15 protein-coding genes are annotated in these 26,290 nt (G+C 68.5%); 3 read left to right on the forward strand and 12 right to left on the reverse strand.

Annotated elements, in window-relative coordinates; all coding sequences use genetic code 11:
- Nucleotides 1-214 precede the first annotated feature (214 nt).
- The 5 genes from ACU0DV_RS17925 to ACU0DV_RS17945 form a co-directional block, all read right to left on the reverse strand.
- Nucleotides 215-4,738 (reverse strand): MupA/Atu3671 family FMN-dependent luciferase-like monooxygenase, encoded by a 4,524-nt coding sequence (locus ACU0DV_RS17925; RefSeq protein ID WP_446240738.1) that lies wholly within the window; start codon nt 4,736-4,738, stop codon nt 215-217.
- Nucleotides 4,725-5,714, reverse strand: coding sequence for a glycosyltransferase family 2 protein (locus tag ACU0DV_RS17930; protein WP_446240737.1), 990 nt, complete (start codon nt 5,712-5,714; stop codon nt 4,725-4,727). Before ACU0DV_RS17930 ends, ACU0DV_RS17925 begins: the two co-directional genes overlap by 14 nt.
- A gap of 3 nt (nt 5,715-5,717) precedes the next feature.
- The gene (locus tag ACU0DV_RS17935) at nt 5,718-12,164 is read right to left on the reverse strand and encodes a type I polyketide synthase (protein WP_446240736.1); all 6,447 of its coding nucleotides are present in this window, start codon (nt 12,162-12,164) and stop codon (nt 5,718-5,720) included.
- Nucleotides 12,165-12,357: 193 nt separating this feature from the next.
- Nucleotides 12,358-13,713 carry an oligosaccharide flippase family protein gene (locus ACU0DV_RS17940; protein WP_446240735.1) on the reverse strand — a complete coding sequence of 452 codons (1,356 nt, stop codon included), beginning with the start codon at nt 13,711-13,713 and terminating at the stop codon, nt 12,358-12,360.
- Complete coding sequence (locus ACU0DV_RS17945) at nt 13,710-14,540, reverse strand: glycosyltransferase (RefSeq protein ID WP_446240789.1); 831 nt, start codon at nt 14,538-14,540, stop codon at nt 13,710-13,712. Before ACU0DV_RS17945 ends, ACU0DV_RS17940 begins: the two co-directional genes overlap by 4 nt.
- A 180-nt stretch (nt 14,541-14,720) precedes the next feature.
- Between ACU0DV_RS17945 and epsE the strand changes: the two genes are divergently transcribed.
- Complete coding sequence (gene epsE / locus ACU0DV_RS17950; protein ID WP_446240734.1) at nt 14,721-15,938, forward strand: exopolysaccharide biosynthesis GT4 family glycosyltransferase EpsE; 1,218 nt, start codon at nt 14,721-14,723, stop codon at nt 15,936-15,938.
- Nucleotides 15,939-16,167: 229 nt separating this feature from the next.
- Here epsE and ACU0DV_RS17955 read toward each other — a convergent pair whose 3' ends face one another.
- Complete coding sequence (locus ACU0DV_RS17955; protein WP_446240733.1) at nt 16,168-19,125, reverse strand: calcium-binding protein; 2,958 nt, start codon at nt 19,123-19,125, stop codon at nt 16,168-16,170.
- Nucleotides 19,126-19,422: 297 nt separating this feature from the next.
- Here ACU0DV_RS17955 and ACU0DV_RS17960 point away from each other — a divergent pair, with 297 nt between their 5' ends.
- Entirely contained in the window at nt 19,423-19,779 is a 357-nt protein-coding gene (locus ACU0DV_RS17960; RefSeq protein ID WP_283981774.1) for a cupin domain-containing protein, read from the forward strand.
- Between the two features lie 12 nt (nt 19,780-19,791).
- Nucleotides 19,792-21,354 carry a 2-isopropylmalate synthase gene (locus ACU0DV_RS17965; protein ID WP_100928785.1) on the forward strand — a complete coding sequence of 521 codons (1,563 nt, stop codon included), beginning with the start codon at nt 19,792-19,794 and terminating at the stop codon, nt 21,352-21,354.
- Between the two features lie 33 nt (nt 21,355-21,387).
- On the opposite strand, the gene ACU0DV_RS17970 is transcribed toward ACU0DV_RS17965, so the two are convergent.
- The 6 genes from ACU0DV_RS17970 to ACU0DV_RS17995 all read right to left on the reverse strand — a co-directional run bounded on the left by ACU0DV_RS17970 (nt 21,388) and on the right by ACU0DV_RS17995 (nt 26,219).
- Entirely contained in the window at nt 21,388-21,588 is a 201-nt protein-coding gene (locus tag ACU0DV_RS17970) for a hypothetical protein (protein ID WP_157814968.1), read from the reverse strand.
- A gap of 120 nt (nt 21,589-21,708) precedes the next feature.
- Nucleotides 21,709-22,149, reverse strand: coding sequence for a hypothetical protein (locus tag ACU0DV_RS17975; protein WP_446240732.1), 441 nt, complete (start codon nt 22,147-22,149; stop codon nt 21,709-21,711).
- A 147-nt stretch (nt 22,150-22,296) separates the two neighbouring features.
- Complete coding sequence (gene ggt / locus ACU0DV_RS17980; protein WP_446240731.1) at nt 22,297-24,084, reverse strand: gamma-glutamyltransferase; 1,788 nt, start codon at nt 24,082-24,084, stop codon at nt 22,297-22,299.
- An 89-nt stretch (nt 24,085-24,173) separates the two neighbouring features.
- Entirely contained in the window at nt 24,174-24,890 is a 717-nt protein-coding gene (locus tag ACU0DV_RS17985) for an LrgB family protein (RefSeq protein ID WP_446240730.1), read from the reverse strand.
- Nucleotides 24,883-25,236: a CidA/LrgA family protein gene (locus ACU0DV_RS17990; RefSeq protein ID WP_446240729.1), complete on the reverse strand. Its 354-nt coding sequence runs from the start codon at nt 25,234-25,236 to the stop codon at nt 24,883-24,885. The genes ACU0DV_RS17985 and ACU0DV_RS17990 overlap by 8 nt, the downstream gene beginning before the upstream one ends.
- Entirely contained in the window at nt 25,233-26,219 is a 987-nt protein-coding gene (locus tag ACU0DV_RS17995; RefSeq protein WP_100928779.1) for a 2-hydroxyacid dehydrogenase, read from the reverse strand. The genes ACU0DV_RS17990 and ACU0DV_RS17995 overlap by 4 nt, the downstream gene beginning before the upstream one ends.
- Between the last annotated feature and the right edge of the window lie 71 nt (nt 26,220-26,290).

Genomic DNA, 26,290 nt, shown 5'->3' on the forward strand with positions numbered 1-26,290 from the left:
GCCTCTTCGCCGATCCGCGCCATGCCCCAGTGTATACCGGGTGCATGCAGCCGCTCGATCAGCGTCAGCAGAGCCTGTTGCGGGCCGGTCATCTCTGGCCGCTTCCGGTGCGGTTTCGGACCGCTGACGCGGCCCGACCCGCCGGGGGGCGCCGCCCCCCGGACCCCCCGGAGGTATTTCGGCCAAGATGAAGGCAGGGGGAGGGCGGCACAGGTCACGCGCGTCTGCGGCTGCGCATTTCGCGGCGGCGCGCCATGGCGTCGGAGCGGGCGCTGGCGCGCGTGGCGGCGGTCTGTTCGGGCATCTGCGCGACCTTGACCGGTTCGGGGGCCGCTGCCCTGGTTTGCGCGGGCACCGCCTTTGGCACGACGGGACCTGCCAGTTCCGCCACCTTCTTCCCGAGGTCCGAGAGGACCGGCAGGCGGAAGATGTCGGTGATCGACAGTTTCACCGCGCCCAGTTCCTCGCGGATGGCGCGGTGGACCTGCACGGCCAGCAGCGAGTGGCCGCCAAGGTCGAAGAAGTTGTCCGAGCCTTTCGGTTTCTGCACGCCGAGGAAGCGTTCCCAGATCGCCGCCACCTGCGCCTGAACGGCCTGGGCGTCGGCGCCCGGTCCGGTCGCCACCTGCGCAGGGGCCGGGGCGGCTTTGGGCGTGGCCTGCGGCCTTGGCGCGGCTTTCGGGACGGCAATGGCTTCGGGACGCGGCAGGGCCTTGCGGTCGACCTTGCGGTTCGGCGTCAGCGGGAAACGGGCGAGCGCCACGAAGCGGCCCGGGACCATGTAGGCGGGCAGGTCCCGTGCCATGGCGGCCTTCAGCGCGGCCTCGTCCTGCGGCGCGCCGGTGTAGTAGCCCACCAGCCGCATGTCGCCCGGCGTGTCCTCGCGCGCCATGACGACGGCCTGTGTGACGCCGGGGACCGCCTCGAGCACGGCCTCGATCTCGCCCAGTTCGATGCGGTGGCCGCGCAGCTTCACCTGGTGGTCGACCCGGCCGACGAAGTCGATGCGCCCGTCGGGGCGCCTGCGCACGAGGTCGCCGGTGCGGTACATCCGGCCCGGGTGGAACGGGTTCGGCACGAAGCGTTCGGCGGTCAGGTCGGGCCGCTGCCAGTAGCCGCGGGTCACGCCCTCGCCGCCGATCCAGAGCTCGCCCTCCATGCCGATGCCCACCGGCTGTTGCGCCTCGTCCAGCACGTAGAGCTGCTGGTTGGCGAGCGGCAGGCCGATGTTGACCACCTGTTCGCCGGGGGCGGCGCGGGTGCAGGAGGACCAGATCGTCGTCTCCGTCGGGCCGTACATGTTGGTCACGGTGGCGCCGGTGATGCGGGCGAACTCTGCCACAAGGGCGCCGGGCAGCGGCTCGCCCCCCAGGTATACATGCTGCACACCCTTCAGGGCAAAGCGCGCCTCGTCGTTCATCGCGATCATCCGCGCCATGGACGGTGTGCATTGCAGGTGGGTCACGCCGTGCCGCACGATCTGCGCCGCGATGGAAAAGTCGTCGGGCGCCAGCGCGCGGGCCTCGTTGGCCTTTGCCACCACCCTGGCGAGCGGGCGCAGCCCCTCCAGCACCACCTCGCGGTCGATGCCATAGTCGATCAGGCAGGCCACTTCGGTCACGCCGATGGCCCGGACCTCCTCGACCCGTGCCAGCGCGTCCTCCACCGTGCCGAACAACCCGCTGTCGTTGAAGTAGCGTTCGAAGGCGAAGTCGAGGATCGCGTCCAGTTCATCCGGCTCCAGCCCGTCGAGCTGCAGGTCGAAGGCGTTCGACACGCCCTCCGGCCGCTTGAAGGCGGGGAAGGCCCAGGCGTACTGCTTGATGAGGCCCGCCGCCGAGTTCAGGTAGTCCTTCATCGGGCCGCGGGCGATCTCGCGGGCGTGGTCGCGGGTGTCGGCGATGAAGGTGTGCAGCATCAGCGTCACCTTGAAGTCCGCCGGGTCGTGCCCCGCCTCGCGCAGCGCCGCGTGGTAGAGGTCGATCTTGCCCTTCACCTCGGCGACCGACTGGCCCAGCAGGTGGGTCAGCACGTTGCAGCCGTTGGCGCCCGCCTCCTTCCAGGTGGCCGGGTTGCCCGCCGTCGTCACCCAGACCGGCAGTTCGGAGGACACCGGGCGCGGCTGGGTCACCACCTCGTGCAGCGTTCCGTCCTTGCGCGGGAAGGCCACCGCCTCGCCGCGCCAGAGCTTCCGCACCGTGTCGAGGTCGCGCATCATCGCGGGCTTGTTTTCCGGCGGCGTGTTCTCGGGGCGCAGCACGAAGTCGTCCGGCTGCCAGCCGCTGGCGATGGCCATGCCCGCGCGCCCGTTGGTCAGGTTGTCGATGACCGCCCATTCCTCCGCGATGCGGGCGGGATGGTGCAGTGGCGCCACGACCGAGCCTGCACGCACGCCGATGTTCTTCGTGATCGACGCGACGGCGGCGCCGGTGACGGAGGGGTTCGGGTAAGGCCCGCCAAAGGCGTGGAAGTGCCGCTCCGGCGTCCAGACCGCGACGAATCCGTTCTCGTCCGCGAACTTCGCGCCCTCCAGCAGCAGGGCGTACTTGTCCCGGCCCGCGCCGTCGTCGTTGCCCCAGTAGTACAGCGAGAAGTCCATACCGCCGACCGTGGGCATCGGCCCCTTCGAGATCATGCCGCGGTCCTCGTCGCCGGTCAGCACCACCGTCATGCCGCGCGCCGTGGTCCAGAACAGTTCAAGCACCGAAATGTCGAAGGACAGCGAGGTGACGGCCAGCCAGACGCCCTCTGCCGGGATGTGCTGGTCCATGCCGACATAGAAGTTCACGGCGTTGCGGTGTTCGACCATGACGCCCTTCGGCTTGCCGGTCGAGCCGCTTGTATAAATCATGTATGCAAGATCGGACGGGCCGCTGGCAGGCGCCGGATCACCCTCCGGCATGGCGTCCAGCCGCGGCTCCGCGTCCAGCACCAGAAGTGCCGCGTCATGACGGGGCAGCTTCGCGTCCAGCGCGGCCTGCGTCACGATCACCTTGGCGCCGCTGTCCTCGACGAAGTGCTGCAGCCGGTCCGCCGGGTAGGACGGGTCCATCGGCAGATAGGCCCCGCCCGCCTTCAGGATCGCCAGCGCGCCGACCATCAGGTCGACGGAGCGCGAGGTGCACAGCCCCACGACCTGCCCGGCCGCCACGCCCATCTCGCGCAAAAGGTGCGCGGCGCGGTTGGCGCGGGCGTTGAGCTGGGCATAGGTCAGCTTCGTGTCCTCGAAGATCAGCGCCACGGCGTCGGGCGTCCGGGCGACCTGCGCCTCGAACGCGGTCTGCATGGTCAGGGCGCGGTCATGCGCCATCTCCGTCCTGTTCCATTCGTCCACGACCTGCGCGCGCTCCGCCTCCGGCAGCGGCAGCTCGGGCGTCGTGGCCCAGCATTCCAGCCGTGCGGCGAGGATCTCGGCCATGCGCGGCGCAAGGCGGCCCGCGTCGTAGGTCAGCGCCCGGGTCTGCAGGTCCACCGTGACCACCGTTCCGGGGACGTGGCCGCCGTGGCTGACGCCGATCTCCGGCATCTCCGGCCAGGACAGTTCCGGCGCGCGGGCGAAGAGGTCGGTGGCAAAGGGCAGCGGCTCGGACGGCTCCGCCCCGCAGCGCCACAGCGCCCAGTCGGACACGAGGTCGCTGCCGGTGTGCCAGGCGCGCGCAAGGTCCGCGACCTCCAGCCCGGTGACCCGCCGCGCCCAGAGCGACACCGCCGCCTCCGTCACGTTCTCCAGTTCCAGCGCGCGGATGTCGCCCGGCGTGCCGCCCGCCCCGGGCACCGTCGCCGGCGCATAAGTGCGGAAGGCCGCGCGCGCCGCCTTCTCGGCCCGCACCGCGTCCGTGACCGTGCCCTCCGCGCCCAGCGGCAGCACGTCGCCCACCGCCGCGATCTCAGACGCCTCCGCCGGCATCCCGCAGATGCGCGTCAGCCCGGTCAGGACCAGCGCGCCGCCGCCGCAGGCCACGACCAGCCGGTCGCCCGCCTCCAGCACCGTGCCGGGCGCGGCGTGGCTTTGTTCGACCCGCGCGCCACCCACCAGCCAGAGCGCATCGCGCGACCGCAGCTTCGCGGCGCACAGCGGGTTCCAGTAGGGCCCGTGGTCCAGCGCGCGCACCAGCCGCTCAAGCTCGGTGGCGGGGCGGGCGAAATCCAGAAGGCCGAAGCCCGCGGGCCGGTCCTTCAGCGCATGGTAGCTGCGCTGCGACAGGTCCTGCGGCTGGCGTTTCAGCCCGGTCTCCAACTGGTCCAGCACCTCGGGGAAAGAGCCGATCGCCGCCTCCCACGCCTTGGTGTTCAGCGTCAGCGCCGTATCCTCCGGCGTCACGTCAAAGCCGCGCTGCACCAGCACGTCGCCCTCGTCCACGCCGCCCTCGATCATGTGCCAGGACACGCCATGCGTCGTCTCGCCCTCGATCAGCGCCCAGACCGGCGCGTTCAGCCCGGCATGGCGCGGCAGCGGCCCGTCGTGAAAGTTCACCGCCCCCGACACCGCGCAGCGCAGCACGTTGTCCTGGATCATCTCGAGGTTGGCGATGGACAGGAGCCAGTCGAAGATGCCCAGCCGTTCCGACAGGCCCGGACCGTAATCCTCCACCCGCAGCCCGCGCCCCGACGCCCAGCGGCGGACATCATCGCTTTTCGTGACGACCGCGCGAATGTGGTGGCCGCGCTTCAGCACCATCTCGGCGCATTGCACCAGCAGAGATTCGTTTCCCATCAGGACGCAGTCAAACGCGGGCATGGTCTTCCCTCCGTTGCGGGCCGGCTGTCGCCGGAAGCGGGCGCAGCATGGCATTCAGGTCGTGTTTCACGAGATCGCGCAGGAAATGCGCGGGATCGGCGGGCGGCTTCTTCTGCAACAGCACCCTCAGCCGCCACAGCAGGCCACCGGCCACATGCGCGGCGGTCGCGGCCATGGCATAGGCCCGCCCGTGGTTCTTCGAGAAGTAATGCCAGCGGCTGTCCAGCCAGAAGCCCGGCACCCGCTGCCACCGGCGCATCCCCGTCGAGACAGAGCCGATGTGCATCACTTCGCTTTCGCATACATAATGTGTACCGTGCCCGGCACGCGCCGCGCGCAGGCACAGGTCGGTCTCCTCGAAGTAGAGGAAGAAGGTCTCGTCAAAGCCGCCGATGCGGTCCAGCAAGCTCTGCCGGATCATCATGGACGCCCCCGCCAGCCAGTCGACGGGGCGCGTCGCCTCGGGCACGCCCAGCGGCACCCTGTGCGCCTCCAGCATCCGCGAGATCGGCCCGAGGCGCGCCGCGCCCTCCAGCTCCGACGCGACAGAGGGGAAGCGGAAGGCGGTCCAGTGCGGTTCCCCGTCCTCGCCCACGATGCGCGACCCGGCGATGCCGGTGTCCGGATGCGCCTCCATGTGGCGGACCAGCGCGGCAATCGCACCGGGCGCGGGAAAGGCGTCGGAGTTCAGCAGGTAGACGTAATCGGGCGCCGACCCGTCCGCCATGCGCGCCGCGATCCCCACGTTGTTGCCCGCGCCGAAGCCGCCGTTGTGGCCCGACTGGATCACGCGCACGTCCAGCCCCTCGGCCTCCACCGCGTCCCGGATCGCCTCGAACGACCCGTCGCCGCTGTCGTTGTCGACGCAGACCACGTCGGCCTCGACACCGTCCAGCGCGCCCAGCGCCGCGCGCAGCGACCGCAGCGTCATCTCCGGGGTCCGGTAGTTCAGCGATACGACCAGCACACGCGCCATGACCTACTCCGCCGCGTGCCCCGGAAAGCGGAGCACCTCTCCGCCGCCGCGCTGCCCGGCCTCCGCCGCCTCGATGGCGTCGCGCATCAGCGCCGCCAGGACACGCACGTTCGGCTCCAGCACCATGGAATCGTGGTCGCCCGGCACCTCGTGGACCTCCACCTGCGGCGCCACCGTGCGCCAGTCGTTGTCCTCCAGCACGTAGGTCCGTTCCGAGTTGACCAGCTTTCCGCCGGACACCCGCCACTTGCCCTTCAGCGGCGGACGGTACAGCACAAGCCGCCCATCCCATGGATGCACGTTGTATGCAGAGATAGCGCGGTAGAAGGCCGCCTCGATCTCGGCGTTGTGGAAACCGTGCGCCTCCTCCGTCACCCCGGACTGGCGGCGCTTGGCAAACTCCCAGGCGATGCGGTTCCGCGCCCAGACGAAGGGATACAGCACCCCCTTCTCGCGCGCCTTGTGGCCCTGGATGATCAGCCGGTCGGGCAGCGACAACGGACGGCGCTGCGGCAGCGGCGTGTCCAAAAGGACGACCAGCGACACCGCCTGCCCTTCGGCCTCGAGCTGCCGGGCGACCTCGTAGGCGGTGATCCCCCCGCCCGAGAACCCGCCCAGCATGTAAGGCCCTTCCGGCTGCACCTGCCGGATCTCGGAGATGTAGTCGCGGGCCGCCTCCTCGATCGTCTCGTGCGGCGCCTCGCCGCCGTACAACCCGCGCGCCTGCACGCCATAGAACGGCCGGTCGGTGCCCAGCAGGTGCGCGAGGTGGCGCAGGTTCAGCACGTTGCCGAACATGCCCGCGATCAGGAAGAACGGCTGCTGCGCGCCGCCGTCGCCGTCGTGCATGGCAACGAGGTGCTTGAACCGCCGCACCGGCGCGGCCTGCACGTCCGGGGTATCGCCGCCGACCGGGCCGATCTCCGCCTCGATCAGGCGGGCACAGGCGCGGATCGTCGGCGCCTCGAACAGGACCGAGATCGGGAAGTCGACGCGGAACGCCTTCTTGACCATGGCGAACAGCCGCACCGCGATCAGCGAATGCCCCCCGAGGTCGAAGAAGCTGTCCTCGACGCCGACGTTCGACACGCCCAGCAGGTCCTGCCAGAAGCCCGCCAGCCGCACCTCGATCTCGCCCTCCGGCGCGACGAAATCGCTGTCCAGCTGCGGCCGGTCGAAGGACTGGCTCGCCACGCTTTCCACCACCGACGCCTGCCGGACCAGCGACGGCAGGTCCATGGAGGACACCACCACCTGCCGCTCGCCCGAGGCCAGGACCCGGCGGAACGCCTCTGCCCCCTCGTCGGGCAGGATGCCCTGCGACAGGTTGTGGGCCAGCCGTTCCTCCGCGGGCGACAGCGCCTGCGTCGCGCCCGGTTCGTCGAACTCCACCTCCGCCGAGGTCAGGCGCGTGGCCGACAGGGCGTCCGGGCTGTCCAGCTTGCGGATGGTGAACCCCTTGATCTCGGCCACGACGGTCCCGTCCGTGTCGCACAGCGTCACGTCGAAGGACGCCGCCGCGCGGTCGGCGCGGTTCTCGGCGGCGTTGCGCACCCAGGACACGATGCGGTCGGGCAGCGGCGCGTGCACCTTGACCGAGGCATAGCGCACCGGCACCCAGAGGTGCATCGCCTGGTAGCCCTCGATCAGGTCCATCGCCCAGCCGGTCGCGATATCCAGAAGCGCCGGGTGCAGGAGGCAGCGGTCGCCTTCCGCCACGGCGCCCAGCGACAGTTCCGCGATGCCCTCGCCTCGGCCCAGCGCCGTGCGGTCCAGCACCTTCCAGCGCGGGCCGAAGGCGAGATGGACCTCCTGCGCGGCGGTCATCTTGCCACCCTCGCCGTCCCGCTTCGACACGCAGCGCGCGCGGATCGCGTCGAGGTCCAGCGCCTCGGGCCGCGAAAGCGGCATCAGCGACAGCGCCCCTTCGGCATGGGCGGCAAAGCCGTGCCGCCCGTTCAGGCTCACATCCGCCAGCACCGCGAAATCATAGCCGGAATCCGTCCGCTCCAGCCGCACCTTGACCTCGCGCGTGCCCTGCTCCGCCACCTTCAGCGGCCGCAGGAAGTTCAGGTCGCGCACCTCGAAGGCGCCGTCCTCGTGGTGAGCGCGCAGCGCATGGGCGGCCAGCGTCAGGTAGCCGGTGCCGGGCAGCAGCGCGTCGCCCGCGCGGGTCCGGTGCTCTCCGATCCACCAGTCGTTCACCGACCAGTGGGCGTGGAAGACGCGGTTGCCCTGCGCGTCGAAACTGGCGGTGTCCAGCATCGGCAGCGCCACATCCGTCACCGGCGGCTTCGGCAGGTCGCCGGTGCGCGCGGCCACGGCCTCTGCCGCCATGCCGACCTCGTTCCAGATGCCCCAGTTCAGCGCCACGACCCGTGTCTTGCCGGACCGCGCCTGCGCAAAGGCGTTGAGGAATTCGTTGGCGGCGACGTAATCCACCTGCCCGGCCGGCGCCGTCACGGTGGAGGACGAGGCAAACAGCACCATCCAGTCGGCATCGCCGTCGGGAAAGACCTCGCCCAGCACGTCGGTGCCGTGGATCTTCGGCGTGAACACGTCCTCGACGCTGGCCGGTGTCTTGGCCAGCATCGGCGCGTCGTCGATCACGCCCGCGCCGTGCACGATGCCGGTGATCCGGCCATAGGCCTTTTCGACCTCGGCGCGGACCTCGCGCATCCGCGACGCGTTGCAGACGTCACCGGCCAGCACCATGACCTCGGCGCCCTGCGCCTCCAGCGCCATGACCGCCCGGATGCGCCGGGCGCCCGCGTCCTGCGGGGCGTGGCGCATCAGGTAATCGTCCCACTCCGACCGCTCCGGCAGGGCCTTGCGCGCCAGAAGCGCCAGTTTCGCCCCGCGCTTGGCCAGGTCGCCCGCCAGCGTCAGGCCGATGCCGCCGAAGCCGCCGGTGATCAGCACCACGCCGCCCTCCGGGACCTCCTGTGCCGGCGGCAGGGCCACCGGCTTCATCGCGCATTCGTAACGGCGGTCGCCGCGCAGCGCGGCGATGCGGTTGCCCGGCTCGGCCAGCAGTTCCTCCAGCACGCGGGTATCCAGCGCCTCCAGCGCGGCGGCGCGCGCCGCCTCCGCCTTGGTGCGCGCCCAGAACGGCGCCTCCCCGGCGACCGGCAGCACCACGTCGAGGGTGGAGACGGTGACACCCGACAGCTCCTTCGGCATGACCCGCGCGGGACCGGCGATGGTGGCCTTCGCCGGGTAGGGCAGCGCCTCGTCCCGCAGCCGGGCCGCGCCGTTGGTCACGACCGTCATGTGCAGCGGGCGCGGCGTGTTCTCCGCCTCCAGCGCCTGCGCAAGGAACAGCAGCGCGTAGAAACCCTGCTCCTGCACCCGGTGGAAGAAGGACGACCCGGGCCGGTGGCCCTCGCCCTCCGTCAGAAGCCACAGGTGCGCGATGCGCGTCGGCAGCAGCCCGCGCGCCGAAAGGTCCGCGACCAGCAGGTCATAGCCCTCGCGCCCGCGCTCCGCCGCCAGCACGTAGTTGCCGTCGGACAGCCGGGCAAAGGCGTCGCCGGGGCGCACCTCGACCACGTCGTGACCGGCGGCGCGCAGCCGGGCGGACACCCGCGTGCCCACGCCCGCCTCATCGCGGAACACCAGCCAGACCTGCCGCTCCGCGTCCTCCAGCCCGTGCGCCACGTCGACCTCGACCTCTGCCGCGCGCGGGCGCCAGACCGGCTTCCAGCCCCAGCTCTCGATCTCGTCGCTGCGCATCAGGTAGGTGGAGCCCTGCGTCCGCGCGGTGCCCGGCGCGATGAAATAGCTCTGCCGCTGGAAGGCGTAGGTCGGCAGGACCACGCGCTTGCGCCGCGCCTCGCCCCAGACTTGGCCCCAGTCGATTTCGACGCCCAGCGCGGCCAGCCGCCCCAGCACCTCGAACATGAAACGGTCGTCGGGCACATCCTCGTCCCGGTGCCGGAGGCTCGACAGAACCGCCTGCGCCGCGACCGACGGATGCTGCCGCGCCAGCGAGGACAGCGCCTTGCCCGGCCCGACCTCGAGGAACACGCGCCCCTCGCCCGCGACCGCGCCGATGCAGTCGCCGAACAGCACCGTGCTGCGCAGGTGGGACACCCAGTAGTCCGGGTCCGTGGCCTGCGCGTCGGTCATCCGCGCGCCCGTCACGTTGGAGGTCAGCGGCAGCACCGGGGCGCGCAGCTCCAGCCCGCGCAGGTATGCCCCGAACTCCGCAAGGATCGGCTCCAGCATCCGGCTGTGCGCCGCCACGTCGATGCCGATCCGCTGGCAGTCGATGCCCTCGCGCTCCAGTCGCGCGCGCAGGTCCTCAAGCGCCGCCACCGGGCCGGAGGCGACAGACAGCCCCGGGCCGTTCACCACGGCAAGGTCCAGCGCGTCGCCCAGCATGGGCCGCAGCGCATCCGCCGACAGCGCGACCGACAGCATTCCGCCCGGCTCCACCGTGTCGAACAGCCGTCCGCGCAGATGCACGAGGCCGATGCACGCCTCGAAGGACATCACGCCCGCAAGGCAGGCCGCCGTGTTCTCGCCCATGGAATGGCCGGTCAGCGCCACCGGCGTGACGCCCCAGCCCATCCACATCTGCGCCAGCGCGTATTCGGTGATCATGATCAGCGGAAGCTGGACCGAGGGGCGCAGCAGCGCCCGGTCCGCCGCCGCCACGTCCTCTGCCGTCTCCGGCAACCACAGCGCCTTCAGCGTCTGCGCCTTCTCGGCCGCCAGACCACCCGCGGCCTCCGCCTCAAGCCCCGCCAGATGCTCCAGCCCGCGGTCCATCCACTCCGCAAAGACCGGCTCCGTCTCATAGAGATCGCGCGCCATGCCCGCGTATTGCGCACCGCCGCCGGGGAACATGAAGACCACCTCGGGCCGTTCCAACGCCTCGTGCAGGTGCCTCCGCCGCGCGTCGCCGTCGAGGTAGCGCGCCGCCTGTTCGTGGCTCTCGGCGACCACCACCATGCGCTTTTCGAACGCCCGGCGGCCTTCGCGCAGCGTATAGGCCACGTCCGCCAGCTTCTGTTCGGGATGGGCGCGCAGATGCGCCGCCAGCCGCGCCGCGTTGTCTTCCAGAGCGGCCTTCGACCGGCCCGAGACGGTCAGGATCTGGAACGGCCAGTCGCTCTCTTCGCTGGCGATCTCCGGCGCCTCTTCCAGCACGACGTGCGCGTTGGTCCCGCCCACGCCAAGCGAGTTCACCCCGGCGCGGCGCGGATGCGCCCCGCGCTCCCAGGCGGTCAGCCGGTCGTTCACCACGAAGGGCGAGCCCTCGAACCCGATGGCCGGGTTCGGCGCCTCGAAGCCCAGCGAGGGCGGCATCTGCCGGTGATGCAGCGCCAGCGACGCCTTCACCAGCGAGGCGACGCCCGCCGCCGTGTCGAGGTGCCCGATGTTGGTCTTGACCGACCCGATGCGGCAATGGCCCACCGCCTCCGATGTCTCGCGGAAGGCCTCCGTCAGGGCGGCGACCTCGATGGGGTCGCCCAGATAGGTGCCGGTGCCGTGGCATTCCACGTAATCCACCGTGTCCGAGGTGACGCCCGCCACCGCCTGCGCCTCGGCGATGGCCTCCGCCTGCCCTTCCACCGAAGGGGCGAGGTAGCCCGCCTTGGCCGAACCGTCGTTGTTGACCGCCGTGCCCTTGATGACCGCCCAGATGTGATCGCCGTCGGCCACCGCGTCGGCCATGCGGCGCAGCACCACGACCCCCGCGCCGGACCCGAACACCGTGCCCTGCGCGCGGTGGTCGAAGGCGTGGCAGGCGCCGTCCGGGCTGAGGATCTCGTTCTCCTTGTAGAGGTATCCGCGGTTCTGCGGCAGCTCGATCGTCACGCCGCCCGCAAGCACCATGTCGCATTCGCCGTTCAGCAGCGCCTGCACCCCGTAGTGCACCGCCACGAGCGAGGTCGAACACGCCGTCTGAAGGTTCACCGAAGGGCCCTTCAGGTTCAGGATGTGCGACAGGCGCGTCGTCATGAAATCCTTGTCGTTCCCGGTGTGCCGCAGCAGGAACATCCCCGTGCTGTCCACGAGGTCCGGGTTCGAACAGACGTTGAAATAGAAATACGACCCCATCCCGCAGCCGGCAAAGACGCCGATCCGGCCGTCGAAGCCTTCGGGCACGTGGCCCGCGGTCTCCAGCGCCTCCCATGCGCATTCGAGGAACTGGCGGTGCTGCGGGTCCATCACTCCCGCGTCCTTGGGCGACAGCCCGTAGAAATCCGCGTCGAACATCTCGAACCCGTCGAGCGGCGCGGCAAAGGGGACGTAGTCGCGGTGGCGCATCAGGCCGGGATCTTCGCCCGCCTCGCGCAGCTCTTCTTCGGAAAGGCGCCGGATGGAGGACACCCCGTCGCGCAGGTTGCGCCAGTAGGCGTCGATATCCGCCGCACCCGGAAGATGCGCCGCCATCCCGACAATTGCGATGTCGTTCTCGCCGTAAGCGTCCGTCATGCCCAACACACCATGCCCCTCACTACGCCACCACCCTGAATGGTAAATGCGGGGTGAATACGGCGATTTTTAGGTAATCCCCCGCAAATGGTCTTATTTGCAGGGGCCTTGTCTCCGGGTGCTGCACAATGCGGCACCCTGATTTGAATCGCGGCAGGTCGTACTGATAATCGACCTATCCGAAGGGGTGGGGTCACATGGCCGCCAATGCCACAATTGCGCCCCAATTCACCCACAATGCGAGCGATGTTAAACATACTGCAACCAATGCGAAACCCACGTCATGCGCGGCGTCCCAGGCGCCCATGCGCACCGCCAGCCAGACCACCGCCGGGTAGGCGGCCAGGTAGGCCGCCCCCATGCCGATCAGCGCCCCCAGCAGGCCGTGCTCCCAGACGCCCACGATCAGGCCGATCCAGATCAGCACGGCGCGCGTCAGCGCCAGGTAGAAGAACCGCCGCGAGTCGCCCGCCGCCAGCGCCGCCTGGTCGTAGGTCATCACGATCAGCAACGGCATCTGTGCGCAGGCCAGCACCACGGCCACCGCCCCCGCCGCCGCGTAACGGTCATCGTACAACATTCCCACCAGCCACACACCCAGTACCGAGAAGATGCCGACAAAGACCATCAGCAGGCTCGTCACGATCACCCGCATCTTGCGCAGCTTGGCAAAGTTGCGGGCGCTCGCGCGCGGGGGCGCCTCCCGGTAGATCGGGATCAGGATCTTCTGCGTCACCATGTAGCCCAGCATCAGCGGGAAGGACGCCCAGAAGAACCCGATGTTGTAGACGCCGAACACGTCGAGCGGCAGGAATTTCCCCATCAGGATCTTGTCGGCCTGATTGTAGAAGAACCCGCACACGGTGGCGAGGAAGACCCATTTGCCGAACGAGATGAGCTCCTGCGCGGCGCTCTGGTCCCAGCGCAGGCGGTCGCGCACGCCGGGCAGGAAGCGGGTGTTGAGGTAAAGCTGCACGCAGGACCCGACCAGCGCCGAGGCGACCAGCGCCCAGACGCTGCCCCACCACCACGCCAGCAGGATCGCGGCCACCACGCCAGACAGCTGCGTGACCATGTCCAGAAGCGTCACCCGCTCCAGCATCAGGTGGCGGTTCGCGGTGACCATCTTGGTCGGCCTGAACCCGTCGATCACCAGCGTCAGCGCGGCCACCGGCAGCATGTGCGCCAGTTGCGGCGCCCCGAAGAACTGCGCCGCGGGCCAGGCCAGCGCACAGGCCACCACCCACAGGCCGAAGCCGCGCACCACCTGCATGGTCCACGCCGTATCTAGGAAATCCCGGTCGTCACCGCGCTTCGACTGCATGATCGCGGGCACCACGCCCACGTCGCTGAACTGGTGCAGGCCCATCAGGAAGACCATCACCAGCGCCATCAGGCCGAAGGCCTCGGGGAACAGCAGCCGCGTCAGGATCAGGTTCGACGCCAGCCGCACCATCTGGCTGAAGCCGAAGCCCCCCACCGTCAGCAGCGAGGACCGCATCACCCGCGCGCCCAGCGACCCGCCGCGCAGCCTCGACAGCGCGATCATCGCCCGCGACTCCAGCCGCTCTGCCGCCCGCGGGTGGCCTTCACCGCCAGCGCGACACCGGAATAGACGCCGAAGCCCAGCGGATCGCGCAGCGCCATCCGCAGCTTCGCGCCCGTCCCCAGCGGCGCCTTGTCCTCGTTCTTCAGCAATTGCGGGTACATACGCCCGATCTCCTCGACACCGGCATCCTGCCTGCGTCTTACACGCACGAGCCGGGAAAAACCCTCGGCGATTGGCCAGCGGTAGGCGGCGTCGACCCGCACCCGCTCTGCCGGAGTAAAGTTCAGCCGCACGAAGGTGTCATCGGAAATGATGTCGGGAAAGGCCCCCCAGCGCGCGCGGCCCGCGGCATTGACCGCGAACAGACCACATCCCGGCACACCTGCCGCCATGAAAGGCACCTGCCGCCAGATCCGGGCGTAGGCGCGCGACACCGCGCCCTCCGCCGCGATCTCCACCCGGCCGCTGGCATAACGCGGGGCGTCGACCTCCAGCGCCTCGACGACCTGCCGGATCACCCCCGGCCCGACCGTCACATCGGCGTCGAGGTAGATCCGCACCGGCGCCGACACCGCGGCGTCGCCGGCGTTCAGCGCGCCCAGCTTGCCGCCCTCCGCCAGCTCCAGCACCGTCAGCCGCCACTCCTTCGCGGCAAAGGCCCCGGCATGGTCCCGCGCCCGCTCGGCCGTGTCGTCGGTGCAGCCGTTGGCCACCACGATGACCTCCACGCCATCCGGGCCGGGCCACTCCGACGCGACAAGCGCCGAAAGGCAGCCGCCGATCAGCGCCGCCTCGTTGCTGGCCGGGACGATCACCGCCGCCCGCATCGCATATGTGTTGTCACTCTTACGCACGAACCCGTACCCGCTGCGCCACACCCCAGGAAAAACCGGGTCGGTGGCAGACCCTTACTTTCAGTTAACTATGGCCAAATGATGATACCCCCCGGAATAGTTGGCCCACCTGTCTGTGGGAGGGCAGGGCTGCCAAACTTCAGGGAATCATTCGTGCCGCAAGGCCTCCGCATCGGTTATCTGGTCCCGCAATTCCCGGGACAAACTCACATCTTCTTCTGGCGCGAAATCAAGGCGCTCGAAGCGATGGGGCATTCCGTTCACGTCTTTTCCACACGCAGACCCCCCGCAGGGCTCATTTCGCACGACTGGTCCGGAGAGGCCATCGCCCGCACCACGTATCTCGGCCGTCTCGACCCGTTCCGCGCCAGCGCCGCCATCGCCAGGCTTCTGCCCAAGGGTCTGGCGAAATGGGTGCTGTCGGAACCGCGCACCTTCATGAAGGACGTGACCGTCTGCCTCGCCGCCGCCGACCGGCTTCATGCCGCGTCGCGCCGCCTGCAACTGGATCACATCCACGCCCATTCCGCCGCCCGCGCCGCCTTCATCGCCGCGCTGTCGCACCGCATGGGCGGGCCGAACTACTCGCTGACGCTGCACGGCCCGCTGTCCGACTACGGCCCCGGCCAGCGCTTCAAGTGGCGCCGCGCCTCCTTTGCCACGGTCATCACCGAAAAGCTGCTGGCCGAGGTGCACGAGGAACTCGCCGGCGACCTGCCCGAACGGCTGATCGTGCGGCCCATGGGCGTCGACACCGACATCCTGTCGCGCAAGGCCCCGTACGCCCCGCCGGAACACGGCCGCCCGCTGCGCATCTTCTCCTGCGCGCGGCTCAACATCGTTAAGGGCCATCAGGACCTGATGACCGCCACCCGCCAGCTCATCGACCAGGGCACCGACGTGCGGGTCGAGATCGCGGGCGAAGACGACGACGGCGGCACCGGCTACCGGCAGGAGCTCGAGGCCCACCTCAAGAAGCTCCGCCTGCAGGACCACGTGAAACTGCTGGGCGCGATCTCGGCCGAACAGGTGAAGGCCAAGCTGGAAGAGGCCCACCTTTTCGTCCTCGCCTCCTGGCACGAACCGCTGGGCGTCGCCTACATGGAGGCGATGTCCATGGGCGTCCCCACCATCGGCACCGACGCGGGCGGGGTGCGTGAACTGATCGACGACGGGTCGACCGGCTATCTCGTCGAACCGAAGAACCCCGGACAACTGGCGCGCACCATCCGCGCGCTGGCGGGCGACCCCGACGCGCTGCTCCGCCTCTCTGCCGCGGGCCGCGCGCATATAGAGGACAAGTTCCGCGCCTCCCTAGGGGCAGAGGTGCTGGTGGAGGAAATCCGGCGCCTCTCCAGGAAGGACTCCTGAGGACGCCTTCGGGAGGAGGTGCGGCGGAATTCGTCCCTCTGTTCACGGAAACGTGTGGCGCGTCAGTGCGCTTTTCCGGTCCGCCCCGGGCGAACCCGGGATTTTTGCCGGATCGCGCGTGAATCGCCGGTTTCCATAGTTAACAACCGGCCGGTTCGAGGGGCTGAACCGGCCGGGACTCACCATAAGAATGGGTTAACGCGCGCGGATGAACGCCGCGGGCGGCGGGTTAACCCCCGAGGCTCTCGACCGCCATGTCGGGGCCGTTCTCGACCTCGAATCGCAGCACCTCGACCCCGGCCATGCGGATCGTGCCATCCGGGCCCGTGGCCTCCAGCCGGTCGCCAACCTGCTGGAATTCATAGCTTTCCTGCGGCAGGGGCAGCACCACCACGTCGCGCCCGGCCCCGCCGTGCACCACGTCCGCGCCGCCGCCGGTCAGGATAATATCGTCCCCGCCCAGCGCGACGAGGTAATCCTCTGCCGCCGTGCCCTCCACCCGCTCGTCCGAGCCCGAGCCCAGCGCCCGGATTCCGTCTTCGAAAACAACGGGATCGCGGGTTTCCCACTGGGGTCCGCTGGCGTTGTAGGCCATCAGCATGTCCCAGCGCGGGTTGGAATCCTCAAGATGTCTTAATGCGCCCCAGGACCCCCATTGCGTGGCCGGCGCCACGTCCACGAAGGCGTTGAACAGCGTGCCCCCGGCAGCCGCCCAGCCGCCCATCAGGATCTCGTAAAGTTTCGCCATTTCAGGGGTATAGTTGAATTCCCGGAAGAAGGCGGTCAGCCGTTCGTCGTTCACCCGCGCGCCATGCCCGGCGACATGGGTGCCGCCTTCGTACATCACCAGCGTCAGGTCGTATTTCATTGCCGCGTCGGCGTGGTACGGGAACACTTCGTTAACGAGTTGCGATAAAGACCCTTCTTCCAAGGCCTTGGCCACCGGCGCGATGGCCCCTTCGAAGCGCGCGTCCTTCACGAACTCCCGCAGGGCGACACGGCGCAGGCCCTCGGCCTCTCCGGCCTTGGTGGCCAGCTCCTCAGACTGGTCGAGCCACCCGTCCATCCGTCGGGCCATCTCCTCCGTGCCCATCTCGTACCCGAAATAGCCCGTCACCGCATAGGCATCGAAGCTTTCCACCGGCTTCTTGCCCAGCGCCAGATAGGCCAGCGGCGCCACGAGGATGTTCTCCTCCAGCCCCGGCCAGCCGGTGTGCGTCGCCGCCACACGGACCAGCCGCTCCTGCGCCGCATCGCGGTAAACTTCGGTCCAGATGTCCATCACTTGTGCCGAGCGCAGCCCGTACCACTGCATCCAGCCCATCTCGCTCTCACCCCAGAGGGTCGTCGCCTGCTCCCGCGCATAGACGGCCTGCGGAAAGATCTGGTTCCAGACCTCGTTGGAGTACTCGACATAGGCCTTCAGCCCGGGGTCCAGATCGCGCTCCACCATCTCGGCGAACTGCCGGACATAGGCGTCGTCGGCCTGGTGCGGCATGGTGAACCACGGGTCGGCACCGATCACGTTGGCCAGCCGGATCATCACCTCAAGCGGCACGCCCCACTCGCTCCACGTCGACAATTCCATGACCGGGCGATCCTCCCAGGTCATCACCGGAGAGCCGTTCGTCATCATCCAGTCCATGAACCGGATTTCCCGAACGTCCTGAATTGTATCAAGAAACAAGGGGTTGAAGAGCGCGCCCGCCTCCCACAGCGGCACCAGTTCCTCCTTCACGACCGAGATGTTGCGGATCGGATCGTCGGCCGAGGTCTCGGTGATCCTGACCCCCACCACCCCCTCGCCCGGCTCGTAGAAGAAGCCCACCTCGTGCTCGTCATAGCGCACCCGTTTCGCGCGGCCCGACAGCTTCAACTCTCCGGTGCCCTCGTAGCGCAGCACGTAGGACCCGCGCAGCCAGGACTGGTCAGGGTTCTGGTCCGTCAGCAGCACCGCCTCAAGCGCGGTCGCCTCTTCCGGAACACGCACCGGCCAGTCGTTCTCGTCGAGGTAGCCACCGGCCCGCAGTTCCACGGTGGATATCGCGCCCCAGCCCTCCGCTGTGTGCCCGACCCAGCCGCGCGCGGATTTCATCATGTCCACAAAGGGATGCTGGGTCGACCAGTCGGCAATCCCGTTCAGCCCCATGCCCAGCGACGGCACCCCGTCGGGCCGGATGCCCGCGGGCGGCAGGATCACCGCCTCACGCTCCGGCAGGTCGGCGGCAGCGACCTCGGCCTCCTCCGCGACCGTCTCTGCGCCCCCGGTTTCGGCGGGCGCCCGTGCGTCGCGTTCCGGGGCGGCCTCCCAGATCAGGCGGGCGATCTCGGCGTAGTTCTCCACCACCTCGGGCAGAAGCGTCGCGGGCGGGCGGTATCCCTCCGGCGGCGGCACTTCGTAGATCCAGGCGTAAGTGACCATGGCTGCAAGGAAATACAGCGACGAGGTGCCATGCGGGGCGCTGTCCTCGTACAGGTCCGCGGGCGGCACATCGGCCAGCGGACCACCCTCCGCCATCAGCCCCGCCAGCACGGAGGCAACCGGGATCAGCTCCACCTCGTAGTCGGGGCGCGTGACCTCCAGCATTCCGATCAGGTCGAGATACCACTGGTGATAATCGCCCCGGTTGACCTCGTGATAGGTCTCGAACGCCCGTTCGCGCGGGGGGAAGCGGCCGGTGATGCCGTCCATCTCCGCCCAGCCTTCATAAACATAGAGCGCGCTCTCGGGGCTTTCCTCGTGCACCCAGTCGAACAGCTTCTGCATGGCGCCCAGAGGCGTTTCGCCAGAGGGGTTGTCGCCTTCGTAGGGCACGTCGGGCAACTGGTACTGGATGAAGTTCGCGGGCGTCACCACCACCGCGTCGAAGCCCGCATCGCCGAAAGACCCCTGCGTCGGCCCCCACACGCCCTGCACACCTTCGAAGGACCAATTGGCGGTCGGCGGCAGCCCGTCCGAGAAGTTCCGCAGAAACCCCCACTGGCCGTCGACACCGAACGACCGCCCGTCCGCCTTCGCCAGTTCGTTCATCCAGTGCGGGACGTTGGTCTGCTTCGACTGCTCGCTCAGGTGATGCACCAGCGAGTTGCCGAAGAAGTAGACTTCCGCGACCGAAAGCTCTGCCCGGCCCGCGCCGGGGACGATGCCCAAAGCCAGCGCGCCCGCCGTTACCCATGTCCTGATCATCACCCTGCCCTGCCTGTTTTCAACGAGTATGCCCCAACTCGGCCCACCCGCAAAGAACCGCCGGACCGCCCCGGCATCATTTCGCGAACTTCATGGGTTTTCATTCACGATTCCGTCCGTATAGTGGCGGCCATGATGACCTTGGCCCATATCGCGACCATCCAGCGCCTTCCGGCGCCGTTTGCGCGTGGCCTGGACCTGCTGCTAACTCGCCTCTGAGCGTGGCCCGATCGGCGCGCGTGCTCAGAGGACATGTGTGACGCGCCGACCCACTTCACGCACGAGTTAGGACACTTCATGAAAGCGATAAATCTGGCTGAAAAGCTGGCCCTGTTCTCCACCCACTGGGACCCGCACGTGGTCGCCGGTTACAACGGCAACGACGTCATGGTGGTGAAATTCCAGGGAGAATTCCCGTTCCACAAGCATGACACGACCGATGACTTCTTCCTTGTTCTCGAGGGCGAGATGGTCATGGAATACGACGACCGCGACCCGGTGACGGTGCGCGCGGGCGAGATCGTCGTCGTGCCCGCCGGACAGACCCACAGGCCCCGCGCCGAGGAGGAGGTGAAGGTCCTCCTGATCGAGCCCAGGGGCGAACCCAATTCCGGAGACGCCGACGTGACCCCGGCCTCCAAACCGAGCATCTGAGGAATCAAGACCATGAGCACCGACAGCAACCGCGTCCTCATCTTCGACACCACGCTCCGCGACGGCGAGCAATCCCCCGGCGCCACCATGACCCACGAGGAGAAGCTGGAGATCGCCGAGCTTCTGGACGACATGGGTGTCGACATCATCGAGGCGGGCTTTCCCATCGCGTCCGAGGGTGACTTCCGCGCCGTGTCCGAGATCGCCGAACGGTCGAAGAACGCCGTGATCTGCGGCCTCGCGCGCGCCCAGCTTCCCGACATCGACCGCTGCTGGGACGCGGTGAAGAAGTCGGAGCGTCCGCGCATCCACACCTTCATCGGCACCTCGCCGCTGCACCGCGCCATCCCGAACCTGACCATGGACGAGATGGCCGAGCGGATCGAACAGACCGTGAGCCACGCCCGCAACCTCTGTGACAACGTGCAGTGGTCGCCGATGGACGCGACGCGGACGGAATGGGATTACCTCTGCCGCGTGATCGAGATCGCCATCAAGGCAGGCGCCACGACGATCAACATCCCCGATACGGTGGGCTACACCGCGCCCCGCGAAAGCGCCGACCTGATCCGCCGCCTGATCGAGACGGTGCCGGGCGCGGACGAGGTGGTCTTTGCCACGCATTGCCACAACGACCTCGGCATGGCGACGGCGAACTCCCTTGCCGCGGTGGAGGCCGGTGCCCGTCAGATCGAATGCACGATCAACGGCCTGGGCGAACGCGCGGGCAACACCGCGCTGGAAGAGGTCGTGATGGCGATGCGCGTCCGCCACGACATCATGCCCTTCGACACGCAGATCGACACGAAGAAGATCATGCACATTTCGCGCCGCGTCGCGACGGTGTCGGGATTCCAGGTGCAGCCGAACAAGGCGATCGTCGGCAAGAACGCCTTCGCGCACGAGTCGGGCATCCACCAGGACGGGATGCTGAAGAACGCGGAAACCTTCGAGATCATGCGCCCCGAGGACGTGGGCCTTGCCGGCACCTCGCTGCCGCTTGGCAAGCACTCCGGCCGGGCCGCGCTGCGGGCAAAGCTGAAGGACCTCGGGACAGAGGTGGGCGACAACCAGCTCAAGGACATCTTCGTCCGCTTCAAGGACCTCGCCGACCGCAAGAAGGAGGTCTTCGACGACGACATCCTCGCGCTTGTGTCCGCGACGACCGAAGGCGCCGACGCGATCACGCTCGTCAATCTTCGGGTGGTCTGCGGCACCGGCGGCCCGGCCGAGGCACAGGTCGAGCTCGAGATCGACGGCAAGGACCTGACGGCCACCTGCGAAGGCGACGGTCCGGTGGATGCGACCTTCAAGGCGATCCGCGCGCTGCACCCGAACATGGCGCGGCTCCAGCTTTACCAGGTGAACGCGGTGACGGCTGGCACGGACGCGCAGGCCACCGTGTCGGTGCGGCTGGAAGAGGACGGCGTGATCGCCACGGGCCAGTCCGCGGATACGGACACCGTGGTCGCATCGGCGCTTGCCTATATCCAGGCATTGAACCGTCTGATCGTCCGTCGCGAAAAGGTCGGCGCCGGGGCCGACAAGCGCGAGATCAGCTACAAGGAACTCTGAAACACGACGCGCCGGGGCCTGTCCCCGGCGCCTTCAGTTCACGAAGTCCCAGGCGGTGCTGCGCTTCTGCGGTGCTTTCTTCTCGGCGTAGGTCGCGCCGACGCACTTGTAGAGCGCGCGCACCAGCTTTTCGGTGAGGTAGCGGCTGGCGCTGAATTCCCAGCCGCTTGCGCGTGCCGTGGCATATGTCACGAATGCGGCCACGATAGCGAGGATCGTCATATCTGAGGACATCGTCGTTTTCCCATCTTCCACTCGCATCGAAAGATGACGGCGCAATCGGGCAAGAATGTGCACAACCGTGGGCGGTGTCGGGATATTTTGACGGATTTCCTTGGTCAGCGCGCCTGCGTGTCAGCCGCGCGGCAGCGTGTCCAGCGTGCCGCCAGCAACGAGGTGGTCGAGGATTGCGCGCCGCGTCACGGGGTCGGCGGCTTCCAGAGCCTGCATTTCCTGCGGGGTCAGGTCGCGCCGGGTAAAGCCGCGTTTCTTCATGCAGCGGTCCATGCCGGAAACCTCGCCGTTGTAGCGCAGTGCCGGTGCGTTCGATGCGACGAAGATCGGCCCGACGACCACACCACCCCAAAGCACGCTGCCGATGTAATGACCGGCCATGGTGTTCTGTCCCGCCTGCTGGGCGGGGCCAAGGCAGCTCTGGAATGCCGCGCGGGCGGAGGCAAGGCTTGCGCCCTGCTGGTAGGGGACCGAAGGTCCGGGAGTCTGAGCTGCGCAGGCCGCCAGAAGCGCGGAACACAGGAGCACACCAAGGGCACGAATGGGAAAAAGCACGGTCATGCGCGAAGGCGTATCCGCCGCACCGTTGAGTCGCAAGGAACTGGTCCGCAAAGGAAAATGGATGTGGTGCCGGTGTGACAGGAGTTATGCCGTGCCGCCGTCATCCCTTCTTGGCGGACGCCCCGGCCGGCGGGGCGCCCGTGTCGCTCATTCACCCAGGGCGATGCCTTCGCGCCGGGGATCGGCACCGCCGGACAGCCCGTCAGCCGCCACGGCAATGGCATGAAGGCCCGAGGTCAGACCCTGCACGCTGACCTCGAATCCCATCTCCGTCAGGGCGTCCTGCATCCCGGCCATGTCGGTCCCTTCTTCCAGATCGAAGGTGCCGAAACGGTTCAGCCCGTGCGGCATGGCAACCGCCTGTTGAACGTCCATCCCCCAGTCGATGAAGGCGATGATCGCCTGCGCGGTGTAACCGATGATCCGCGACCCGCCGGGCGAGCCGATCACCAGCACCGGCGCACCGTCCTTGCGCACGATGGTCGGGCTCATGGAGGAGCGCGGCCGCTTGCCCGGCTCAACCCGGTTGGCAATCGGCACGCCGCCGTCATGCGACCGGAAGGAGAAGTCCGTCAGTTCGTTGTTCAGCAGGAAGCCGTTCGTCATCAGGCGCGAGCCGAAGCCGTTCTCGATGGTTGTCGTCATCGACAACGCGTTGCCGTACTGGTCGACGATGGAGATGTGCGAGGTCGACGGGAACTCGATGCTCTCGTCATCGGCGTAGAGCATGGCGTGATCCCACTCCGGCGCACCCGGGGCGACCTCCGGCAGCGCGTCGTCGCCTTCCAGCAGCTTGGCGCGTTCGGCGAGGTAGGCGGGATCGACAAGGCCCTTGGTCGGCATCGGAACGAAATCGCTGTCGGCCATGTAGCGGCCACGGTCCGCGAAGGCGAGACGCGAGGCATCGCCGATCTTGCGCCACGTGTCCGGATCGTCTGCTGCGCCCGGCTCCGACGCGTCGAGCATCCCGAGGATCTGGCCCACGGTCAGCGCGCCGGAGGACGGAGGACCCATGCCGCAGACCTCGTGATCGCGGAACTCCGCACAGACGGCAGGCCGCTCTTTCACCTCGTAAAGAGAAAGGTCGAGCAGGGACATCACGCCGGGATTGTCCGTGAATCCGGTGACGGTGTCGACGATGCCCTGCGCGATCTCACCTTCGTAAAACCCCTTTGCGCCCTCAGCCGCGAGGGTCTTCATGACTTCGGCGTAATCCGGGTTGGTCAGCGTCGTCCCCGCCGCGATGGGTTCGCCGTCCGGGAAGAAATAGGAGGCCGCAACCTCCTGCCGTGTCAGCTTCAGCGGATCCTCGGCCACCAGCGCAGCGAGGCGGGGAGAGACCTCGAACCCGTCCTCTGCCAGCCCGATGGCCGCATCGAACAGGCCGGCCCACTCCGCCTTGCCCCATTTGTCATGCGCGGCCTGCATCAGGGCGGGTGTGCCCGGCACACCGACCGACCGGCCGCCGACCACCGCGTCCCAGAAGCCCAGCGGCTCGCCCGCCTCGTCCTGGAACAGCAGCGGCGTCGCGTCCAGCGGCGCGGTTTCGCGCCCGTCGAGTGTCGTGATCTCGCCCGTCTCTCCATCGTGCCAGACAAGGAACGCGCCGCCTCCCATGCCGGAGGACTGCGGCTCCACCAGCCCCAGCACGGTCTGGACGGCGATCATCGCGTCCGCCGCCGTGCCGCCGTTGCGCAGCACCTCTGCACCTGCGGACACCGCATGCGGGTTGGCCGCCGCAACCATCCACTTCGACGCCGTCACGGGTTCGCCCGCCTCCTTGGACGCCAGCGCCGCGCCGACCTCTTCGGAGATGGCGGCGAAGCCTGTCGTTCCCCCGGTTTCCGCCTCTGCGTCCACCGCATCCGCCGCCTGTTGCGCCATCGCCGTCCCGGCCATGACACCCAACAGTGCCACCCATCCTGACATACGCATCGCCACACTCCCTGATTGTATTAACTTCTACCCTGAAGGTACTCGATTCTGCCGAAAGGCCAATGCCCTTGCGGCCTGGAACTGGCGGCTCAGAACAGGATGCCGACGACCAGCGGGGCGAGCATCGCGGTCAGGATCGCGTTCAATCCCATGCCGATGCCAGAGAACGCACCTGCCGTGGGGTGGATGCGGAAGGCGTGCGCCGTGCCGATCCCATGCGCCGCGACACCCACCGCAAAGCCCCGCGCCCGCCAGTCGGTCACCCCCAGGGCGTTCAGCATCGGCGTGGCAACAACGGCACCGACGATGCCCGTAAGAATGACCAGCGCCGCCGTGAGGGTCGGCAGACCGCCCACCGCCTCCGACACGCCAAGCGCCACAGGGGCCGTCGCGCTTTTCGGTGCCAGGGACAGCAGAACCGGCCCGCGCACCCCGAACAGCCATGCGATCCCCAGCGCCGAGAGCATCGCCACCAGCGACCCGGCCAGCAGCGCCGCCAGCATCGGCCAGAGCGCCCGCTTCACCCGGCCGAGGTTCAGGTACAACGGCAGCGCCAGCCCGACCGTCGCGGGGCCCAGCATGAAGTGCACGAATTGCGCGCCTTCGAAATAGGTATTGTACGGCGTGCCGGTCACCCGCAGCACACCCGCCAGCAGGATGACGGAGATCAGCACAGGGTTGGCCAGCGCGTGGCGCCCCAGCGCCTGCGACAACGCCTCTGCCGCGATGTAGGCCGACAGGGTCAGGGTCAGCCACAGCAGCGGTTCGCGGGCCAGATAGGACCAGAGCGCCAGCGCCTCACTCATCACCGACCCCCGCCATGCGCGCCACCAGCACGAAGGCCCCCACCCCGGCAAGGATCGCAAGGATCGTGCTCGCCACCAGCGCGACGGCCAGCCCGATCCCGTACTGCGTGAAAGCGTCCAGATGCGCGACCACGCCGACGCCCGCCGGGACGAACAGAAGGGACAGATGCCCCAGCAGTCCGGTCACCGTCTCGCGCATCCACTCCGCAAGGCGGGGCGCGGCAAGGAAGGTGACGAACAGCGCGGCAAGGCCGATCACCGGGCCGGGCACCGCCAGATCGAAGGCGCGCGACAGGGTCTCTCCGCCAAGCTGGTACAGCAGCAGGACGGCGAAGACGCGGATCACAGCATCGAGGGGACGACCTGGTCCGGGGGACGATGGCCGTCGGCGAAGGTCTTGATGTTGATGATGACCTTCTCGCCCATCTCGATCCGGCCCTCGCGGGTGGCCGACCCCATGTGCGGCGTCATCACGACGTTCGGCATGGCCCGCAGCTCAGGGTTGCCCTGCGTGCCCTGCTGGTAGACGTCCAGACCGGCACCCGCCAGCTTGCCCGCCTTCAGCATCCGGACCAGCGCGTTCTCGTCGATCACCTCGCCGCGCGACGTGTTGACGATCACCGCGGTCGGTTTCATCAGCTGCAGCCGCCTTGCGTTCAGCAGGTGGAAGGTGGAGGGCGTGGAGGGACAGTTCACGCTGATCACATCCATGCGCGCGACCATCTGGTCGAGGCTTTCCCACCACGTGGCTTCGACGCTCTCCTCCACCTCGGGGCGCAGGCGGCGGCGGTTGTGATAGTGGATCTGCATCCCGAAGGCCTGCGCCCGGCGCGCCACGGCCAGCCCGATGCGCCCCATCCCGAGGATACCCAGCCGCTTGCCGCCCAGACGTCCTCCGAGGAAAGCGTTCGGCGCCCACCCCTGCCAGGATCCTTCCTGCATCGCGGTCAGCCCCTCCGGGATGCGCCGGGTCACGCCCAGCATCAGCGCCATTGCCATGTCGGCGGTGTCGTCGGTCACCACCCCGGGCGTGTTCGACACCAGGATGCCGCGCGACCGGGCCGTGGCCACGTCGATGTGGTCGAAACCGGCACCGTAGTTGGCGATCAGCTTCAGCCGTTCGCCGGCCTGCCCGATCAGCCCCGCATCGACCCTGTCGGTGATCGTCGGCACCAGGACATCCGCATCCTGCACCGCCGAAACAAGCTGTTCGCGAGTCATCGGGGTGTCGTCGCTGCGCAGCCGGACGTCGAACAGCTCGGACAGGCGGGTCTCCACCACCTCCGGCAAGCGTCGCGTCACGACAACACTCAGACGTTTTGATGGCATGAAATCTCTCCCAAAGCTTCTCGCGGATGCCGTTCGTTTGCTAACCTGCGTCAGGACCGGACGGGGCACAA

It is taken from the genome of Sagittula sp. (assembly GCF_052825245.1).